General features: G+C 51.5%; 12 protein-coding genes. 3 read left to right on the top strand and 9 right to left on the bottom strand.

The genetic code is table 11. The features are described from left to right. The first annotated feature begins 61 nt into the window (after positions 1 to 61). The 3 genes from SCT_RS00255 to SCT_RS00245 all read left to right on the top strand — a co-directional run bounded on the left by SCT_RS00255 (position 62) and on the right by SCT_RS00245 (position 5,952). A complete protein-coding gene (locus SCT_RS00255; protein ID WP_059417601.1) occupies positions 62 to 1,555 on the top strand; it encodes an O-antigen ligase in 1,494 nt (497 codons plus the stop codon). A 236-nt stretch (positions 1,556 to 1,791) separates the two neighbouring features. After that, on the top strand, positions 1,792 to 2,859 hold the full coding sequence (locus SCT_RS00250; protein WP_059417599.1) for a glycosyltransferase: 1,068 nt from the start codon (positions 1,792 to 1,794) through the stop codon (positions 2,857 to 2,859). Between the two features lie 126 nt (positions 2,860 to 2,985). Beyond that, positions 2,986 to 5,952 carry a hypothetical protein gene (locus SCT_RS00245; protein WP_144408184.1) on the top strand — a complete coding sequence of 989 codons (2,967 nt, stop codon included), beginning with the start codon at positions 2,986 to 2,988 and terminating at the stop codon, positions 5,950 to 5,952. Positions 5,953 to 6,265: 313 nt separating this feature from the next. On the opposite strand, the gene SCT_RS00240 is transcribed toward SCT_RS00245, so the two are convergent. From SCT_RS00240 to SCT_RS00200, 9 genes are all read right to left on the bottom strand, one after another. After that, a complete protein-coding gene (locus tag SCT_RS00240; RefSeq protein ID WP_059417595.1) occupies positions 6,266 to 7,429 on the bottom strand; it encodes an acyltransferase in 1,164 nt (387 codons plus the stop codon). A 59-nt stretch (positions 7,430 to 7,488) separates the two neighbouring features. After that, positions 7,489 to 9,090: a VPLPA-CTERM-specific exosortase XrtD gene (gene xrtD / locus SCT_RS00235; RefSeq protein ID WP_082098104.1), complete on the bottom strand. Its 1,602-nt coding sequence runs from the start codon at positions 9,088 to 9,090 to the stop codon at positions 7,489 to 7,491. Between the two features lie 456 nt (positions 9,091 to 9,546). Further along, complete coding sequence (gene rfbD / locus SCT_RS00230; protein ID WP_059417593.1) at positions 9,547 to 10,455, bottom strand: dTDP-4-dehydrorhamnose reductase; 909 nt, start codon at positions 10,453 to 10,455, stop codon at positions 9,547 to 9,549. Continuing rightward, a complete protein-coding gene (gene rfbC, locus SCT_RS00225; protein ID WP_059417592.1) occupies positions 10,452 to 10,997 on the bottom strand; it encodes a dTDP-4-dehydrorhamnose 3,5-epimerase in 546 nt (181 codons plus the stop codon). The genes rfbD and rfbC overlap by 4 nt, the downstream gene beginning before the upstream one ends. Further along, positions 10,997 to 11,872: a glucose-1-phosphate thymidylyltransferase RfbA gene (gene rfbA / locus SCT_RS00220; protein ID WP_059417590.1), complete on the bottom strand. Its 876-nt coding sequence runs from the start codon at positions 11,870 to 11,872 to the stop codon at positions 10,997 to 10,999. Before rfbA ends, rfbC begins: the two co-directional genes overlap by 1 nt. Beyond that, a complete protein-coding gene (gene rfbB / locus SCT_RS00215; protein ID WP_371257720.1) occupies positions 11,869 to 12,990 on the bottom strand; it encodes a dTDP-glucose 4,6-dehydratase in 1,122 nt (373 codons plus the stop codon). The genes rfbA and rfbB overlap by 4 nt, the downstream gene beginning before the upstream one ends. 88 nt (positions 12,991 to 13,078) lie before the next feature. Further along, positions 13,079 to 14,869 (bottom strand): bifunctional sulfate adenylyltransferase/adenylylsulfate kinase, encoded by a 1,791-nt coding sequence (locus SCT_RS00210; RefSeq protein WP_082098103.1) that lies wholly within the window; start codon positions 14,867 to 14,869, stop codon positions 13,079 to 13,081. 246 nt (positions 14,870 to 15,115) lie between these two features. Then, the gene (locus SCT_RS00205; protein WP_059417653.1) at positions 15,116 to 16,147 is read right to left on the bottom strand and encodes an SDR family oxidoreductase; all 1,032 of its coding nucleotides are present in this window, start codon (positions 16,145 to 16,147) and stop codon (positions 15,116 to 15,118) included. Positions 16,148 to 16,360: 213 nt separating this feature from the next. Beyond that, positions 16,361 to 17,641, bottom strand: a complete 1,281-nt coding sequence (locus tag SCT_RS00200) for a nucleotide sugar dehydrogenase (protein WP_059417588.1) — start codon at positions 17,639 to 17,641, stop codon at positions 16,361 to 16,363. Positions 17,642 to 17,768 lie beyond the last annotated feature (127 nt).

The following is a 17,768-nucleotide window of genomic DNA, read 5'->3' as shown; positions in this document are numbered from 1 at the left end:
CTTTCGCAAGGAATATAATTGATTTTTATTGAACTCGACACCACACAATAACAAACCAAGCATGCCAGAACATCTCCGAGCATTATTTATTATTCTTGTCCTTTCAACGGCTGTCTTTGCTTTCGCACACCGGCCTGCATGCGCCATTACAGCCGCCAGAGATTATACTCGAAGACGAAATCTTTGGTTCTCAATAACGCTTGCCGCCTTTCTGGCACACAGCTTTTGGGTGTATACGCTTATCGCCACACTGCTGTTGATTTACGCAAACCGACGCGAAACCAATCCACCCGCACTGTATTTTTTCATCTTGTTCGCCCTACCCGCAGCCACCATCCCCATTCCCGGGATGGGCTTGATCAACTACTTCTTCGATCTTTCCCACGCCAGGATACTGGCACTGTTCATTCTGCTTCCCGTATTTTTTGCCCTGATCCGACGAACCGGCACTCTCTCCTTCGGTAGGACAGGGCCTGACAAAGTATTAGCCGCCTATCTCTTGCTAACGGCCCTGCTCTACCTGCGCGAAACCAGTGTAACGGACACCTTGCGACAAACCTTCTACCTGTTCATCGATGTATTTCTCCCCTATTTTATCATCAGCCGCTCACTGAAAAATCTGCAAGCCTTTCGCGACGCCCTGTTAAGCCTTGTGCTGGCGATCATGGTAGTTGCACTGTTCGCGGCTTTTGAGGCCGCAAAGCAATGGCTACTCTATCAACCCCTTCTTGGTGTGCTTGGATTAGGGGGGGTGGGTGGTTACCTTATGCGGGATGGAATTCTCAGGGCGTTGGTCACAACAGGACAACCTATTGCATTGGGTTATCTCATGGTTACAGGGATGGGCTTTTACTTGTTTCTGCAACGCTCCATCCGGCAAAAGCTCGTCCGCAGGCTCGGCATGGCGTTGCTGGCTGCCGGCTTGATCGCTCCTTTGTCACGCGGCCCCTGGGTAGGTGCAGCCGTGCTATTTGTTGTTTTCATCGCCACCGGTCGTGATGCCATTCGCCGCCTGATGATCTTGGCGCTGGCGGCAATGTTCGCGTTGCCTTTGGTCGCCATACTACCCGGCGGCGAGAAGGTGATCAATTTGCTGCCCTTTATCGGATCGACGGAAAAAGGAAACATCACCTACCGCGAGGACCTGATCACTAACGCAATAATCGTGATCAAGCGCAACCCCTGGTTCGGCTCTGTCAATTATCTCAACACACCCGAGATGGAGGCCATGCGTCAGGGCCAGGGCATCATCGACATTGTCAATAGTTATATCGGAATCGCACTGGAAACAGGATTAGTGGGGCTTACGCTGTTTGTTGGTTTCTTTATCCTGACGCTCCAGGGTATATACCGAGCCATGCGCTCAATCCCCGACAGGAATAGCGAGGAACGTTTGCTTGGCAGGACATTATTGGCCACACTGCTGGCCATCCTAATAATGATATTTACCGTGAGCAGCATTACAATCATTCCAATGATGTACTGGTCCGTTGCCGGGTTGGGGGTGGCTTATGCGCAAATGGTACGAAAACGGGTGCTCAGTTCGGGAGGTTAGAGGCGTTGCGGGCAGTCGATGTACTTATCAAGTGGCTACAAATGGCATTATGTGTAAGAATGTTTCGCGTTGCGGTAGAAACTTAGAGTACACATGTTACGAAATATTGAGCATTTCATCAGCAAAACGTTGATAAGCTCAATCCTAACCGCGATCGTCCTCGCCGACCTGATGGGCGCATTTGACGTGATAGTGATGGGGTACAACCATGCTTGGCTCGGTATCGGCAGTCATCCATGCTTCTTCTAAAAAATCATGCCTTGGTAAAGATTATGCACTGGTTCCTTTCAGCCCCCTTTATCGAAAAACCTGACGCCGACACATGGCTGGCACCTTTCGTGCCAGGCACAAGGCACACGTTTCAGCCAGTACCGGCCCCATATCAGCATGACCGCTCGCGGCGGCAAACTAACACTTCCCAGTGGAAAGACTATTACTCGCATGGCGCTGCCACTTGGTCAGCAAGCAGGCAATATTCCAACAATACCGGCATCATCACCGTTTTCCCTCAGTTGGCACTCACCGTCGGCCTGCACAAAAGGCTTGCGCGCCGAGCAACGCCGTTGCTGGCTTGGACTTTCAACCTTGGCAGCACCTATGGCGGTGCCAAGAAGATACTGGCCCGCTTTGCCTTGCAGAGTGTCGACCGCTTTATCGTCCATTCAAGGCGCGAAATAACCTCTTACAGCGACTGGTTGGATATTTCGCCCGATAGATTTCGCTTCGTTCCCTTGCAACGTCCAGTCGAGCCAATAAACTTTGCAGAAGATGAGGCCCGCCCCTTCGTACTCTCCATGGGTTCGGCGCGGCGCGACTACCGCCTTTTTTTCGAGGTAATGGCTGACCTCGCCTATCCCACGGTGGTTGTGGCTGGCGCCCAAGCTCTCGAAGGCTTGCACATTCCGAGCAATGTGACAGTCCATCACAACCTGAACATCACCCAATGTCACGAGCTGGCACAGAAGGCACGCATCAATGTAGTGCCGATAGATAATTCAACCACCGCCTCGGGGCAAGTGACGCTTATCGAATCCATGATGTATGCGCGTCCAACTATTGCGACACAGTCCATCGGCACTGAAGATTATGTCGAGGATGGGAAAACAGCTTTGCTAGTCCCTGCCGGCGATCATGATTCGATGAAACTTGCCATCCGGTCGCTGTGGGAAGACCAACAGCGACGTAAAGACTTAGGTCTGGCGGGGCGAAAATATGTTGAGGATTATTTGTCAGATGCAGCGGCAGGGCGCGAACTCGCCCTGGTTCTCGACGAATTGGAAGACAGATATCAACACGTTCGATGATAAAACGAACGATCAACTTCAACCCCCTTCTACCAAATTAAACCAGAGTACGTATTCCCATGATTCAACTTCTCATTCACCTATCCGCATTATCTAGCTCGATATCTCATAGCGTAGAGGTTGTCCGTGGCTGATCAGACGAAGGGGTGGCTGGCCGGGGTTTTTACAATCGCCTCGCTTCTTACTGGTTCCGTCCATGCGGACCAGCCCGGCGATGCCATCAGGAAACCCGCCGTTTTCAGGGTGACGACGGATGTCGTCAACCAAAACGTGCTCCCATTTACCGCCACCATCAACGGCTTCGGCAACTCGCTGATTAACGAGGGAGCTGGCTTCGAACCCGTTGTCTTCCGCGACAAACTCATTGCGCTTGAGGATTCGCCCAATCGCATCATCGCCGACCCTGTTGCTATATCGCGTTATGACACACTGCGCGAGGGTTTCCTTGACCAGGCAACGGTACAGATCTACCGCATTGAGAATGGCCGTTTCAGAATGGTGCGCGAAGACCGGGTCAAGACCGGTGGCTCGCACGCCAGCGGCTGGATCCGCGCCATCGATGACAGCCAGGTCGTCGCGCCTGGCACCACCCGCTTCAGTTTCAGCTGGGCCAGCTGGAACCGGCCGCGCGCCAAGTACTACTTTACCGTCCGCGCAATCGACAAGTACGGCAGCCTGTCTCCTGCTGCCCCAGCCTTCGAAATCGATAGCCCGGAAAAACTGGGCGCAGCCCCTGCGGCACAAAATGTGCTCGTCGCCTTCAAGCCAGCCAAGGCGCTTTTCTCCAGCCCGAAGCCGACACCCGCGCCGAGGGCTCTCAAAGGAAAACTCGGCAGCAACGGAGCGCTAACACTGGAATGGAACCCGGTCGACTCTCCTGATCTGGCCGGCTATATTGTCTATCGCTCCGACTACCCACCGCACCAGCACAGCGGTTACTACCTTCAACTGACCGGCACGCCCGCATCGGCAGTCCAACACATCAAAGCGGGCGACATGGTCATCGTCAGCAAAAAAAATTATTCGCCCTCGCGCAACCGCGATCTCTCCAACCGGGTCTGGGGAGTGGGGCCTGAATACAGTAACCTGTTGCCAAAATTACTCAACACCTTCCCCGATGAAACTCCCGGCAAGGGATGGTCGCTCGCTCCGCACGCAGCCAATACGCCGGTCGAGGAACCTGGCGAAACCTGCCTCAAGCTGCAGCTCGCGTCAGGCACCAAGGAATCGTTGACCATCTACAACCATAGCGGCACCGGCCAGTTCTGGTACGACGTGCTGGAGAAGAAGCCCTATACAGTAGAGGTCTGGATGCGTCAGGAGGGCAGCGGCACAGTGCAATTCAAATTGACCGGTTTTTACGATACGGTTCCGCAAAAAATCAAGCCTATGGTCTTCAATGTCGGCCACGACTGGAAAAAATACGTCGCACACTTCACCCCCACCGTGACCCAAGGAGGATCAACCCCCAACAGGATGGAGCTTGAATTCACCGGCCCGGCCACCTTTTATGTCGACAACTTTCGCGTCTATCGGGCGGATACAGCCTATCTGGACCTGCTGCCGCACGAACTTGAAGCCATCAAGTCATCAGGCATTTCCGCCCTGCGCACTCACGGCCTGATCAAGACCGGCACCCGCACCTACGACATGGAGCAGCTCACCAACAGCGGCGGCGTGATTAGCGGAACAGGGAAATCAAACACGCTGCCTCAGACCCTGATGATGATGCGCAAGGCCGGCGTGCAGCCCTGGCTGCAAATCGAGTTCCACATGAGCCCCCAGGAGTGGCTTGCTTTCATTGAGTACATGGCCGCCCCATTCAACCCGAAAGTCGATACCCCCGCCAGCAAGCCATGGGCCTACAAGCGCTACAGCCAGGGACAGGCCAAACCATGGACCGAAGAATTCGACCATATCTATTTCGAATTAAGCAACGAGACCTGGAACGGCCTCTTCGCGCCGTGGACTTTCAGCGCCATGACCGACGCCGCGTCGAAGAAGATATACAGCCCTGGGCAGGTTTATGGCTTGTTTCAGGAACACGTACGCGCCATCATGCGGAGCAGCCCCTATTGGCTGCCGGCAGCCCTCGACCGAAAATTCGTCTTCATGCTGGGAGGATGGGCGGGCAACATGGGCTACAGCCACGATGCGGCTTCAGCTTCCCCTTCGTCGAACTTTCTCACCATCGCGGCCTACAACGGCGGCTGGGATGAGGCGGAAGACCCTCCCAAGCTGGGTGCCACCGGCCTGTTCAACACTCTGGCCCAAGTCAACCAGTTGGCCATTCCGGTGGCAGAACTTTATGCGAAAGAACTGCTCGACCTGAAGGCCAAAGGCGCGGGAAAGTTGCACCTGGGCACCTACGAAGCGGGCCCGGGCTATGTACTAAATGGCCTCAACAATGCCCGGGTTACTGAAGAGCAGGCGAACGCACAGGAGCAAGTCATGAAAAGCCTGGCGGCCGGTACGGCAACGCTGGATTCATTCCTGGCCCGTGCCTACCGAGGCTTCGACGTGCAGAATTTCTTCACATTTGACAGCGGCATGCTATGGAAGTCGCACGCAAAGTGGTATCACGGCGGGCAGGCTTACCCATCCTGGAAGCTGCTCGCCCTGTTCAACAACGAGGCCAGCGGCGATATGCTGCGCACCGAAACCTTGAGCGTCCCTAGCACGGATCTCAAGGCATTCAGCCGCCGACAGACCATCAAGGACGCCCCACTGGCAGCGGTCTACGCAACGCACAAAGGCGATCGCTACAGCCTTTTTATGCTCTCCCGCAAAGTCCCGGATTACCCTGTTGGCGACGACGATGGTTACACCCCTGTCAACGTCGAACTTCCGTTCAGCGAAGCGAAATCCGTCACGCTCTACCGGATGACGGGCACTCCACAGGCGAACAATCTGCTGAGCGACAATGTCCGGATCGAGAAGCTTGAAATACCGCCATCAAAACTCGGCCGGCGCTTCAGCCTGAATGCCGAGACCGGTGCCGACGAGCGCGGCCTGCCGCCTGCGTCCACCTTCCTTTACGTGTTCGATGGTGTCAACGCCATAAAGGGCACAATCCAGTCACCGAAAAAATGACCCGTGAATTGCCAGACCCACTGCCCGGTATGGTTGTCTGCGTTGATGTTGTTTGTGGCCGCTACATTACAGTGCGCGCTTCTAGGAGCAACGAATCGTTTTATCAGAGTGCTCCCGTTACTTAATATGTTATAAACATATTAAGTAACGAAGCTTTTTTGACGAACGTTATTAAACGATCTGACCCTGAAGCAGACGGACAGGCTTTCGGAAAGCCGGTGCTCAACGATTCGCGTAACCGGCTGTAAAAAACCCTCTTCGCTCTGCTTTTTTGCTGTCCGTGTTGACGTGATTGCTATGCAACGTATTTGTGCTAACGCAGTTTTGTTCGTAGAGCGCGTCCAAATAGAATTCCGGTTTTTTCAACATACCTCACCATAAATAAACACACTAACAGCAATGCAATTAACGCTTGAACGTCGGGATTGAAAACCGAAACGCTGAAATGGGTTAACCCTCTTTTGGCAAAGTCAAAGAACCAGTTGTGAAATAGATAAACTGCGTAGGTCATATCAGAGAGAAGCAGAACCCAGGGGGCTGCTGTCAGATACCTTCGAAAAGCCCACGACACATAAAAAATAAAGAATGCCAGGATCGCAAAGTGGGCATTAAGCCAACTTTTTTGATGGATATCCATCAGGCTATAATATTGATAAAAAACCAACCCGATAAATAATAACAAAAAAGTGAATCCTATTTGTTTTTTCTCGAAAAGGTAAAACATTGAGCCCAATAAAAGGAATGGACCATATATCGTTAAATACCCTTTGGACCAAATATCGGCAGACGGAATCGGAGCAATAAAACCGCACAGTAGCGTTGCCGCTACAAAAACATAAGGCAGGATTTTGTAATTTGTCAGCAAATTTAACGAGCGCAAGACTGCCATAAAAACATAAAACGCAATCTCCACCCTCAATGTCCACTCAACACCATTCAAAGTATATGGCGTACCAAAAAAATCACCCACAAGTAATAACTGCGGCAACAATGTTGACAAGCTTGGTGCTTGCTGCCCAACGGCGACAAGAGAAATGTACTGAGCTAGAACAGCAACAATGTAAAGCGGATATATTCTGAAGGATCTTTTTATTAAGAATTCGCCAGTCTGTTCGGTTTGTAATACATGGATAATGATGTATCCAGAGACTAAAAAAAACACCACCACCCCTGCTCCACCTCCGTACAGAAAAGGTAGCAACAGGTTTGCAATGAACCTAGGTGTGGAATGCACTGTGGGGTCATCGGATAACGCCACTACATAAGCATAAAATTTGTGACCAATAAGAACGCTTACAAAGGCAAATATTCTTAGATAATCGAGAAATACGATTCGTCTGCTGTCTGCTGTCTGCTGTCTGCTGTCTGCTGTCTGCTGTCTGCTGTCTGTAAGCTTATTGTTCATGATATCCATGCAATTCCTATTTTGATTGCCTTCTTCCAAAATTACTTGACCACTACAGGGTATCTTTTCCATCTCTGCCCTCCGTTTCCAGCGTTTTACAGAAACATCGGACTCCGTTTTTCCAGCTTACCTTAATTCGGAACATAATCGCTTATTGATGGATTCAGCGTCTTCACGAAATCAACCAAGCGGCTGTCCGCATCTGCAAAATTTTCACCCGGCCTAAGTGGCGTTGTAATTCGTACGAGTGCGGCATCCGTTCTATTGAGGGTCAACGCATCCCAGAACACATACCATTTCAAAAGATACTCGTTGGTAATGCTGCGACCATGCATCTGGAACCAGTAGTAAACCAGTTGCTTGTTTTCTTCCAATTGAATGCCTACCCGATTGACTCTGAGGTTCTCGGAACCAACCCTAATTCCACTAATCTCCTTCTGAGAAAATTCTTGAAGCTTCCATCCGCCTCCCGGCATGCATGCGCGCGGCGAATGAATAGATGCACCCTTGCTTTGCGAGCCATAATAAGCAAAATACAAATTCACTGCCTGTTTCTGGTTATTTGCATAATCTGCAATCAAGTAATCATCTAGTTCGAGCGTGTCGAGAAAAATCCTCTCCAGACGATTCGTTTCCCCGTGCCAATCGCCAAGAGCCATCGGGAAGCCCGAAAATTCCTTCCTCGGAATTTTCACTTCGTCCCGTTTCACCGGCGTGATGAAAAGCCCTGCTGCAACCATTGCCACGATAACTGCGGCCGACCAGTAGGTACGACTTATTGGATGGTAGCGGGGCTGCACATCCTTGGGAGTAGGCACAGGGAAATCCAGGCCGAACACCTGCCGCAAGGGACGCCTATCTTTTCCCAATTTGGCCAGAACCCACATCTCCAGAAGTAATATTCCAGTGCTGGCCATAAAAACCACCCAGCCTTCAAAATCGTGCAGGAATCCTTCCGCCATGGATTGACCCCAATATTCGACCAGCACGCCGATCATGCCGATTCGAAAACTGTTCATAAGAACAGTGACAGGAATGCTGGACAGGAATACAAACGCTCTTTTCCAGAAGGCAACCTTATAAAAATAAGCTGCGATAAAGCCAAGCGTCATCAACGGAAAAAGGTAACGCAAGCCACTGCAAGCCTCGACAACCTGCAATTTCAAGGTACCCAGATCAATGACATTACCTTCCAGATAAACGCTGATATTGAATAGTCGGATTACCCATACACCCAAGCTGGAAGAGATCAATTGCAACGACTCGGAAATACCCTGAAATATCACCGCAGGCAAGGGGATCATGAAAAACAAAAGCAGAAACGGCACATAAACTTCTTTAAACCCACGCCACCCCATATAGGCGAAGGCCAAACCGGCAAGTGCAATAACAAAACCATATTGCATAATAATCGTGATGGCAGCGATATTGCCCAGCATGATAATGGCGACACCGGAAAACGTAACAGCCACACCCGCCCAGGATCCGCTAAATGCAATGCGCTCCAGCACATTTTTCTTTTGCCAAATCAGAAATGCAGATATGAAAGGAATCATCACGCCATGGCTGTATTCCTCTTTTTCAAACCAATAATCCACCATCCGGTTGAGACCATGCTTGTAGAGTGCAAGCACAAACAACGATGCCAGCACGACAAATGAAATCCAAAACAGGGGAGACTCTTTCCAGAAAACATCTTTTTCACTGTCAACAGCAGAAATAGTTGAAGTCATTCTTTGGCCTTAGCGATTAAGTACGAATTAATTTCCCACCTGACATCCAGGTAGAGCAGTCAAAATGGGGATGTAACAATTTTAAGGAGCCGCTGATTTATTCGTCGCACCGGCGAAAGCCGGTGTCCAGTGCTCTGAATTTTCTAGATTCCGGCTTTCGCCGGAATGACGAGTTGTCATTTAATCAGCGCTTCCTTAATTATTTTGTATCTCGGCACACTTTATCATGCCTATGCACGATTTTTAGAGCTTCCCTCTGCTTTTCGTCTTCAATGCCACTATGGCTATAACAAAAGCCATTAACTGGTGGTCAGTCACGTTAAACTAGCGGGATACCCCCCCTTTGAAAGGGGGGCAGGGGGGATTTAACGGTGGCGGCAAGCTCCGGCTCTGGTAAATCCCCCTCAATCCCCCTTTGAAAAGGGGGAGGCAGAAATCGTGTCGTATCCATGCGATTCAACTTGACTGACTACTGACCTGATATTCCATTCCATCAAAACACAAGCCCAAAGCAGTTTGCCAATCCGGCAATGACAATCCAAAGGTATTTTGCAACTTTTCGTTAGACATCACTGAATTCTGTGGTCGTGGGGCTGGCAAGGGATATTCCGTTGTAGGAATCGGCAACATCTTTGGAGAAAACTTCGCTCCCTGGAGTATGGCAAGTTCCACGATGGTCTTGGCAAAACCAAACCAGCTCGTTTTCCCCGCAGACGTCAAATGGTAAATACCGCTGAGTTCAGTGAGGCGTGAGGGGTAAGGAGTGGCCTGACTCAGTATCTGCGCGGTTACCTCGGCGATCATCCGACTCCATGTCGGCGCACCGATCTGGTCATCCACAATTTTGAGCTCATCCCTTTCTTGCGCCAATCGCAAGATAGTGCGAAGGAAGTTCTTGCCGCGTCCGCCATATACCCAACTGGTGCGCAGAATGATGTACTGCCCATTCACCTCCTGGATAGCCTGTTCTCCTGCCAGTTTGGTCTTGCCGTATATGCTGTGAGGGTTGGGCACGTCCTGCTCGGTATAACTCCCATTCTTTGCACCGTCAAAAACGTAATCGGTAGAATAATGGACCAGAAACGCATTAATCCGTCGAGCTTCCTCAGCCATTATCCCGGGTGCGATACCGTTGATCGACATGGCAAGCTCCGGCTCTGACTCGGCTTTGTCGACGGCAGTATAGGCAGCCGCGTTGACGATAATATCGGGTTTCACTTCGCGTATGGCAGCGACGATGGTGTCTGCTTTCGCAAGATCAACCACTTTCCGGTCAACGGCGATCACCCTGCCAAGTGGCGCTAACGTGCGCTCCAGCTCCCAGCCAACCTGTCCATTCTTGCCGATGAGGAGGATACGCTTCATGGAAACACCTCAGCATCCTTCAGTGCTATGCCCGCCTTGTCTTTGGCTGATAGTTGGGGCTCGGCATCAAGCGGCCAATCTATGGCGAGGTCCGGATCATTCCAGGCAATGCAGCGCTCGAACTCGGGGGCGTAGTAATCGGTTGTCTTGTACAGAAACTCCGCGTAGTCAGACAGCCCCAGGAAGCCATGCGCGAAGCCGGGTGGCACCCACATCATGCGTTTATTCTCGGCGCTGAGGCGAATGCCTACCCATTTTCCAAACGTGGGCGAGCTCTTGCGGATATCGACAGCCACGTCGAATACTTCACCCGCGGTTACCCGCACCAGTTTTCCCTGAGGTTGCTGAATCTGGTAATGCAAGCCACGCAACACATTCCTGGCTGAGCGGGAATGATTATCCTGCACGAAGGGGATGTCTATACCTGCCAGCTCTGCCAGAGTTTTCTGATTAAAACTTTCGAAGAAGAAACCGCGTTCGTCCCCAAATACTTTGGGCTCAAGAATGAGCACGTCAGGAAGTGTCGTTTGAATGACATTCATCAGAATATTCTCTCATGCGACAATTCCAGCAAATATTGACCATAGCCGTTTTTGCGCATCGGTTCAGCAAGTTGCTGCAGTTGTTCTGCGCTAAGGTAACCTAACCGATAGGCAATCTCTTCCGGGCAGGCAATCTTCAGCCCTTGGCGTTTTTCAATGGTCTGAATGAAGAGTGACGCCTCCAGGAGCGATTCGTGCGTTCCAGTATCAAGCCATGCCATGCCTCGCCCCATCACCATGACGTCAAGCAACCCTTCTTGCAGGTAAATCCTGTTGATATCGGTAATCTCAAGCTCACCACGAGGCGAAGGTTTGAGAGACTGGGCAATTTCTACTACACGGTTATCGTAAAAATAAAGACCCGTCACGGCATAGCGCGATTTTGGCTTAGCCGGTTTTTCTTCGATGGAAAGTGCTTTGCCGGATGGAGAAAATTCGACCACACCATAACGTTCCGGGTCGTGTACGGGGTAAGCGAACACGGTAGCCCCTTGCTGCTGGTTAGCGGCAGTTTTCATGTCATTAGAAAGATCATGGCCATAGAAAATATTGTCGCCCAATACCAGTGCACAAGTATCATTGCCGATGAAACTCTTGCCTATGATGAATGCCTGGGCAATGCCTTCTGGCTCAGGCTGCACCGCATAGGAAATATTCAACCCCCAGCGACCGCCATCCCCAAGCAGCTGCTCAAAGCGCGGCGTATCCTGTGGGGTAGAGATGATCAGAACATCCCGGATTCCTGCCAGCATCAGGGTGGATAGCGGGTAATAAATCATCGGCTTGTCATAAACCGGCAACAGTTGCTTAGAGACTACCTGCGTGACCGGATATAGCCGTGTGCCTGATCCGCCGGCGAGAATGATGCCCTTCATGGTTTTTCCCTGGTGTTGTAATTGGTTGTAAGCCATTTCTGGTATTCGCCACTAACAATGTTTTGCACCCAATCCTGATGCTCAAGATACCATTGCACCGTTTTGCGGATACCGGTCTCGAAGCTCTCCCTGGGTTGCCAAGCCAATTCGCTCTCAATCTTGCACGCATCGATGGCGTAGCGCTGGTCATGGCCTGGGCGGTCTTTGACAAAGGTGATTAACGAAGCGTGAGGCGTGACGGGCGAGTCCGGTCGGAACTCGTCCAGTATGGCGCAAACGGCGTTAATGACTTCCAGGTTGGTCTTCTCGTTATTGCCCCCGATATTGTAGGTTTCGCCCAACCGACCTTTGGCCAGCACAACGCGAATCGCTTCGCAATGGTCACCCACATACAACCAATCGCGTATGTTGAGTCCATCGCCATAAACAGGCAGCGGTTTGCCATTGAGTGCGTTGAGAATAATCAGCGGAATGAGTTTTTCCGGGAACTGGTAAGGGCCATAGTTATTGGAACAGTTGGTGGTCAGCGTAGGCAGCCCGTAGGTATGATGATAGGCCCGCACAAGGTGGTCGGATGCGGCCTTGGATGCCGAGTAGGGGCTATTTGGAGCATACGTGGTAGTTTCAGAAAACGGCGGATCGTTCGGCCCAAGGGATCCATAAACTTCATCTGTTGAAACGTGCAGAAAGCGGAACGCCGATTTCTCGGGCTCAGCAAGTTGCGTCCAGTAGGCACGAGCCGCTTCCAGCAGTTGGAAGGTGCCGTTAATGTTGGTCTGGATAAAATCTTCCGGTCCATGGATAGAACGATCGACGTGGCTTTCTGCCGCGAAGTGCACAATGGCACGAGGCTTGTGCTGGTGCAATAAGCCTTCAACCAGCGCACGATCATTGATGTCGCCGCGCACGAACTCATGCCGTGCATCATTTGCCAGACTGGCGAGATTCTCCATATTCCCGGCATAAGTGAGCTTATCCAGGTTGATAACTGGCGTACCCTCTGTAGCCAGCCAGTCAAGCACAAAATTTGAGCCGATAAAACCGGCTCCACCTGTCACAAGTATTTTTTGTTTGTTAGTCATTTGATCCGTTCCTTTAATGGATTCTTTCTCACCCATCCCCGTCTGCCTGCGTGTTAACCATTATGACCGGGAAAAAATCCCAACACAGTCGCGCCAAATATCTTCCCCACTATCCGGCTAGCCCCTACCCTACCCTTCCCTCCGCAAAGTGGAAATACCCCCCCATTTCAGTAACATCGAATTCCTCACTCACTGATGCTCCCAAGTATCCCTCGCTCAACAAGTACAGAAAAATCTGCTGCGCTGCCTGAACAGGAGAAAGCTCGGCGGTATTAATGCGTAACTCCGGGTGCTCCGGTACCTCATAGGGGTCGCTAATACCGGTGAATTCCGGAATCAGACCTTGCCTGGCCTTAGCATACAGTCCCTTGCGGTCGCGGCTTTCGCAAACTTCCAGCGACGTTTCAACATGGATTTCAATGAAAGCACTATGCTGTTTTATCATATTGCGCACGCTACGACGCATGCTCATATAGGGCGCAATCGGCGCGCAGATAGCCACACCGCCGTTCTTGGTGATCTCGCTCGCCACAAAGCCGATACGACGCACATTAAGGTCGCGATGTGCCTTAGAAAAACCCAACTCACTGGATAGGTTATGGCGAACCGCATCGCCATCGAGGAGTGTCACTGGACGTCCACCTGATTCAATAAATTTTGCAAATATGATTTTTGCCAAAGTGGATTTCCCTGCACCAGACAAGCCTGTAAAGAACAAGGTGATACCTTGCTTGCTTCGAGGAGGGCTGGCTTTGGTAAGCACATTGATAACCTCAGGAAATGAATACCATGACGGCGCTCTGAGCCCACGCGCCAGACAATCTACTAACTCACGTTGCCCAAAATCAGTAGTTTGCTTATTGCCCCTGGAAATTTCATCAACGGGCATATAGCGATGCTCATCCGGCACATAGGCATATTCAGGAATTTTAACCAGACGAATTTCCATTTCTTCCTGATATCGCTCTAGCAATTTCTGTGCCGATTCTGGTGGATAAAAACGTTTTCCTTCCTCATCTAGAACAGGAGGTTCAGCATGTTTTAAACCCACCATAAAATGAGAGCACCCATAATTTTGACGGATAATTGCATTCAGAATCGCTTCACGTGGACCAGCCATACGCATCGCCATGGGAAAAAGCGAAAGCATTGCAATACTATATGGGTAATGCTTGAGAATTGCCTTATAACAATGCACGCGGGCATAGTAGTTAAGATCCCCAGGCTTTGTCATACCCACTGCAGGGTGCAGCAGGATGTTAGCCTGTGCTTCTCTGGCCGCATTAAGGGTAATTTCCAGATGCAGTCGATGCATGGGTTTACTAATGTGAAAAGCCACCACACGATTCCAGCCATGCTTGTTGAATAGAAGCCTGAGCTCCTCCGGCGTATCGCGCAGAGTTTCAAAATCATAGTGCGCGGGTAACTGAACACCCTCCAGTGTACCCCCTACATATACCTCTCCCACCTGCTCAAACAAATAACTCACACCAGGATGCACCATAGACACAGTGCCATAAACCAGTTCTGCTTCACGTTTCTTGTCTGGCTGCCAGACACTCTCAACCAGCAGAACTGCAAGCATGAAACCTTCCTCATCATGTAGCGCTAAGCGCATACCTGGTTTGAGTTTCTCGGCAATAGATGCGGACACATCGAAGTTGATCGGAATCGGCCACAGCGTGCCATCCGGCAAACGCATGTCGGCAACAACGCCATCATAAACCTCTTGTGTCATGAATCCGCTAAGCGGCGAATAAGCACCGTTCATTAACAGTTCGAGGTCGCACAACTGACGCTGCGACAAGACCACCGACATCAAGTCCCGCGATTCCAGTTTAAGCTGTGCAACTCGCTCTTCACCAGCCAGCAGGCTAATCAGGTTTCCACCATACGGTTTGATTAAGGGATCCATCTTTTAATTAATGTTGTCTCTTTTTTATGCACTTGCTGCGAAATTAAAGTGATCAGGTTTTCGTTTCGATAGCCAACGGCTCTTATGGTACTCACTTCATATTACAGTTCGACTTCCTTCGATCGTAAATCAGTTGCTCCATCCTTACATTCGCCCTCTCGCCTACCCCACAAGTGTGAGAGGGATTCCGGATGAGTAAAATATCTGCTCATTGATCTGCTTGACTTGAGGTGCAAAAGCCGTTGGTTAACCAGCCAGATCATTGACATACCAGTCCATAGCCTCCTTGAGCCCCTCGACGATATGGTGTGTCGGAGCATATCCCAGCAGATTTTTTGCCTTGCTAATATCCGCCAGCGAATGGCGTACGTCACCAGCACGGAAGTCGCGGTAGGTCGGTTTGAAGTCTTTCAGGTGGGGGAAACGCGGTTCGAGCAAGCTGCGAACACCTTCGAACAGCTGGTTCAGGCTGGTGCGATCACCAACGGCCACATTATAAACCTGACCCACTGCGTCTGGATTGTCGGTGGTGGCGGCCAGCAGGTTGGCCTGTACGGTGTTGTCAATGTAGCAGAAGTCGCGGCTGGTTTCGCCGTCGCCGTTTACAAATACCGGCTCGTTCTTGATCATGCTAGCGACCCACTTGGGGATCACTGCGGCGTAGGCGCCTTCCGGGTCCTGGCGCTGACCGAAAATATTGAAGTAACGCAGGCCGACGGTTTTGAAACCATAGCAACGGGCAAATACATCCGCATAGAGTTCATTGACGTACTTGGTCACGGCATAGGGGGAAAGAGGTTTGCCGATCAGGTCTTCCACCTTGGGCAAGCCGGGATGATCGCCGTACGTGGAACTGGATGCCGCGTACACAAACCGTCGCACCTGCGCATCCCGCGCTGCCACCAGCATATTGAGGAAACCCGTAATATTGTTTTCATTGGTCAGGATAGGGTCTTCCAGCGAACGAGGAACGGAGCCCAACGCTGCCTGGTGCAAAACATAATCGATGCCATTGCATGCCGCTGTGCAATCGGCCAGGTTACGTATATCCCCTTCGATCAGGCGGAAGCTCTGCCATTGCGCCGTAGTGACCAGTGCTTTTACCTGCTCCAGGTTATGGCGGTGACCGGTAGAGAAGTTGTCCAGCCCGACCACTTTCTGGTCTAGCTTAAGCAGCGTTTCCAGTAAATTGGAGCCGATAAACCCGGCCACGCCAGTGATCAGCCAAGTATGTGGGTTGCCCTGAAGGTGCTGTTTGAGTTCATGATATTTTGTCATCGGTTTATCGGTATGTTGGGTGCGCATGGATCGCCATTTCTAACTGTCATGGCGAATTGCCACACCGTATCATGAAACAGCGCTTCGCCATGTCCATTTCCCTCTCCCCTACCCCTCTCCCACAAGTGGGAGAGGGGAACTGCAGCCCTCTCGCCCACTTGTGGGAGAGAGTTGGAGAGAGGGTGTAAACAGGCTTGTTTCACATTTCGAATATTACAGGCGCCAGACGGTCAGGCCGGCATCACGCAGGGCCTGGGTGTCATAGACGGATTTGACGTCAATGAAGGCGCCACCCTGTTTCAGCTTACCCAGAAAGTCGGACAGCGGCCGCTCCAGGAATTCTTTGTGTGCCACGGCGGCCACAATGGCGTCGGCCTGGGGCAACTTGTCCCAGTCGGTAAGGCTGACGCCGTATTCATGCTTGGCTTCGTCGGCATCGCCTATCGGTTCGTGCACCAAAACTTCGATGCCGTAGGTTTTGAGTTCGTTAATGATGTCGATCACCTTGGAGTTGCGCAAATCACCGCAGTTTTCCTTGAAGGTGAGACCGAGCACAATGACCTTGGCACCCTTGACGTGGCTACCCGCCTGTATCATCTGCTTGACGGTCTGTTCGGCGACAAACTTGCCCATGCCGTCGTTGATGCGCCGGCCTGCCAGAATGACTTGCGGGATGTAGCCGAGCATGTCGGCCTTGTGAGTAAGGTAGTAAGGGTCTACGCCGATGCAGTGGCCGCCTACGAGGCCGGGACGGAAGGGCAGGAAATTCCATTTGGTACCTGCCGCCTGCAGGACTTCGAGGGTGTCGATGCCCATCTTGTCGAAGATGATGGCGAGTTCGTTCATCAGTGCGATGTTGAGGTCGCGCTGGGTGTTTTCGATGACTTTGGCGGCTTCGGCCACCTTGATGCTGGAGGCGCGATGCACCCCAGCGGTGATGACCATTTCGTAGAGCTGAGCGACTTTCTCCATCGATTCGGCATCGTCACCGGAGACCACCTTGAGTATTTTGGTGACGGTGTGCTCTTTGTCGCCAGGGTTGATCCGCTCCGGGGAGTAGCCAATATGGAAGTCCTGCTTCCATTTCAGGCCGGATTCCTTTTCCAGGATGGGGACGCAGATTTCTTCGGTGGCGCCTGGGTAAACCGTGGATTCATAGATGACGATGGCACCCTTCTTCATGTGGCGGCCAACGCTGGTGCTGGAGCCGACCAAGGGGCTGAAGTCCGGTTGATGCGCTTTGTCCACCGGAGTGGGTACGGCGACGATGATGTAGTCGGCCTTGGCGATCAGTGCGGGGTCGGTGGTCAACGTGAGTTGGGTAGCGGCGCGCAAGTCGTCACCACTCATTTCACCGGTCGGGTCACAGAAGCGCTTGTAGCTTTCCACTTTCTCGCTAGACAGATCGAAACCGATGGTCTCGATTTTTTTGCCGAATTCCACTGCCAGAGGCAATCCCACATAGCCCAGACCAACAACCGCAACGATACTCATGATTTTCTCCCTAAAATAATCTAATTATCAACCTAAACTGGTACTACCCCCAGCAGGCTGGGGATTTATGTAATTTGATTATCCCATGAAACCCCGCTTACTTCACCCCAGTTACCGTGGCGAGCCA

It is taken from the genome of Sulfuricella sp. T08 (genome assembly GCF_000971475.1).
GTDB lineage: Bacteria > Pseudomonadota > Gammaproteobacteria > Burkholderiales > Sulfuricellaceae > Sulfuricella.
This window is presented reverse-complemented; position numbering and strand designations above follow the sequence as displayed.

Coding starts and splice junctions, on each gene's coding strand:
- SCT_RS00255 (WP_059417601.1), top strand. CDS start 62: ATGCCAGAACATCTCCGAGCATTATTTATTATTCTTGTCCTTTCAACG.
- rfbB (WP_371257720.1), bottom strand. CDS start 12,990: ATGGGTGAGAAAGAATCCATTAAAGGAACGGATCAAATGACTAACAAA.
- xrtD (WP_082098104.1), bottom strand. CDS start 9,090: ATGACTTCAACTATTTCTGCTGTTGACAGTGAAAAAGATGTTTTCTGG.
- rfbA (WP_059417590.1), bottom strand. CDS start 11,872: ATGAAGGGCATCATTCTCGCCGGCGGATCAGGCACACGGCTATATCCG.
- SCT_RS00240 (WP_059417595.1), bottom strand. CDS start 7,429: ATGGAAAAGATACCCTGTAGTGGTCAAGTAATTTTGGAAGAAGGCAAT.
- rfbC (WP_059417592.1), bottom strand. CDS start 10,997: ATGAATGTCATTCAAACGACACTTCCTGACGTGCTCATTCTTGAGCCC.
- SCT_RS00200 (WP_059417588.1), bottom strand. CDS start 17,641: ATGAGTATCGTTGCGGTTGTTGGTCTGGGCTATGTGGGATTGCCTCTG.
- rfbD (WP_059417593.1), bottom strand. CDS start 10,455: ATGAAGCGTATCCTCCTCATCGGCAAGAATGGACAGGTTGGCTGGGAG.
- SCT_RS00210 (WP_082098103.1), bottom strand. CDS start 14,869: ATGGATCCCTTAATCAAACCGTATGGTGGAAACCTGATTAGCCTGCTG.
- SCT_RS00205 (WP_059417653.1), bottom strand. CDS start 16,147: ATGACAAAATATCATGAACTCAAACAGCACCTTCAGGGCAACCCACAT.
- SCT_RS00250 (WP_059417599.1), top strand. CDS start 1,792: ATGCTTCTTCTAAAAAATCATGCCTTGGTAAAGATTATGCACTGGTTC.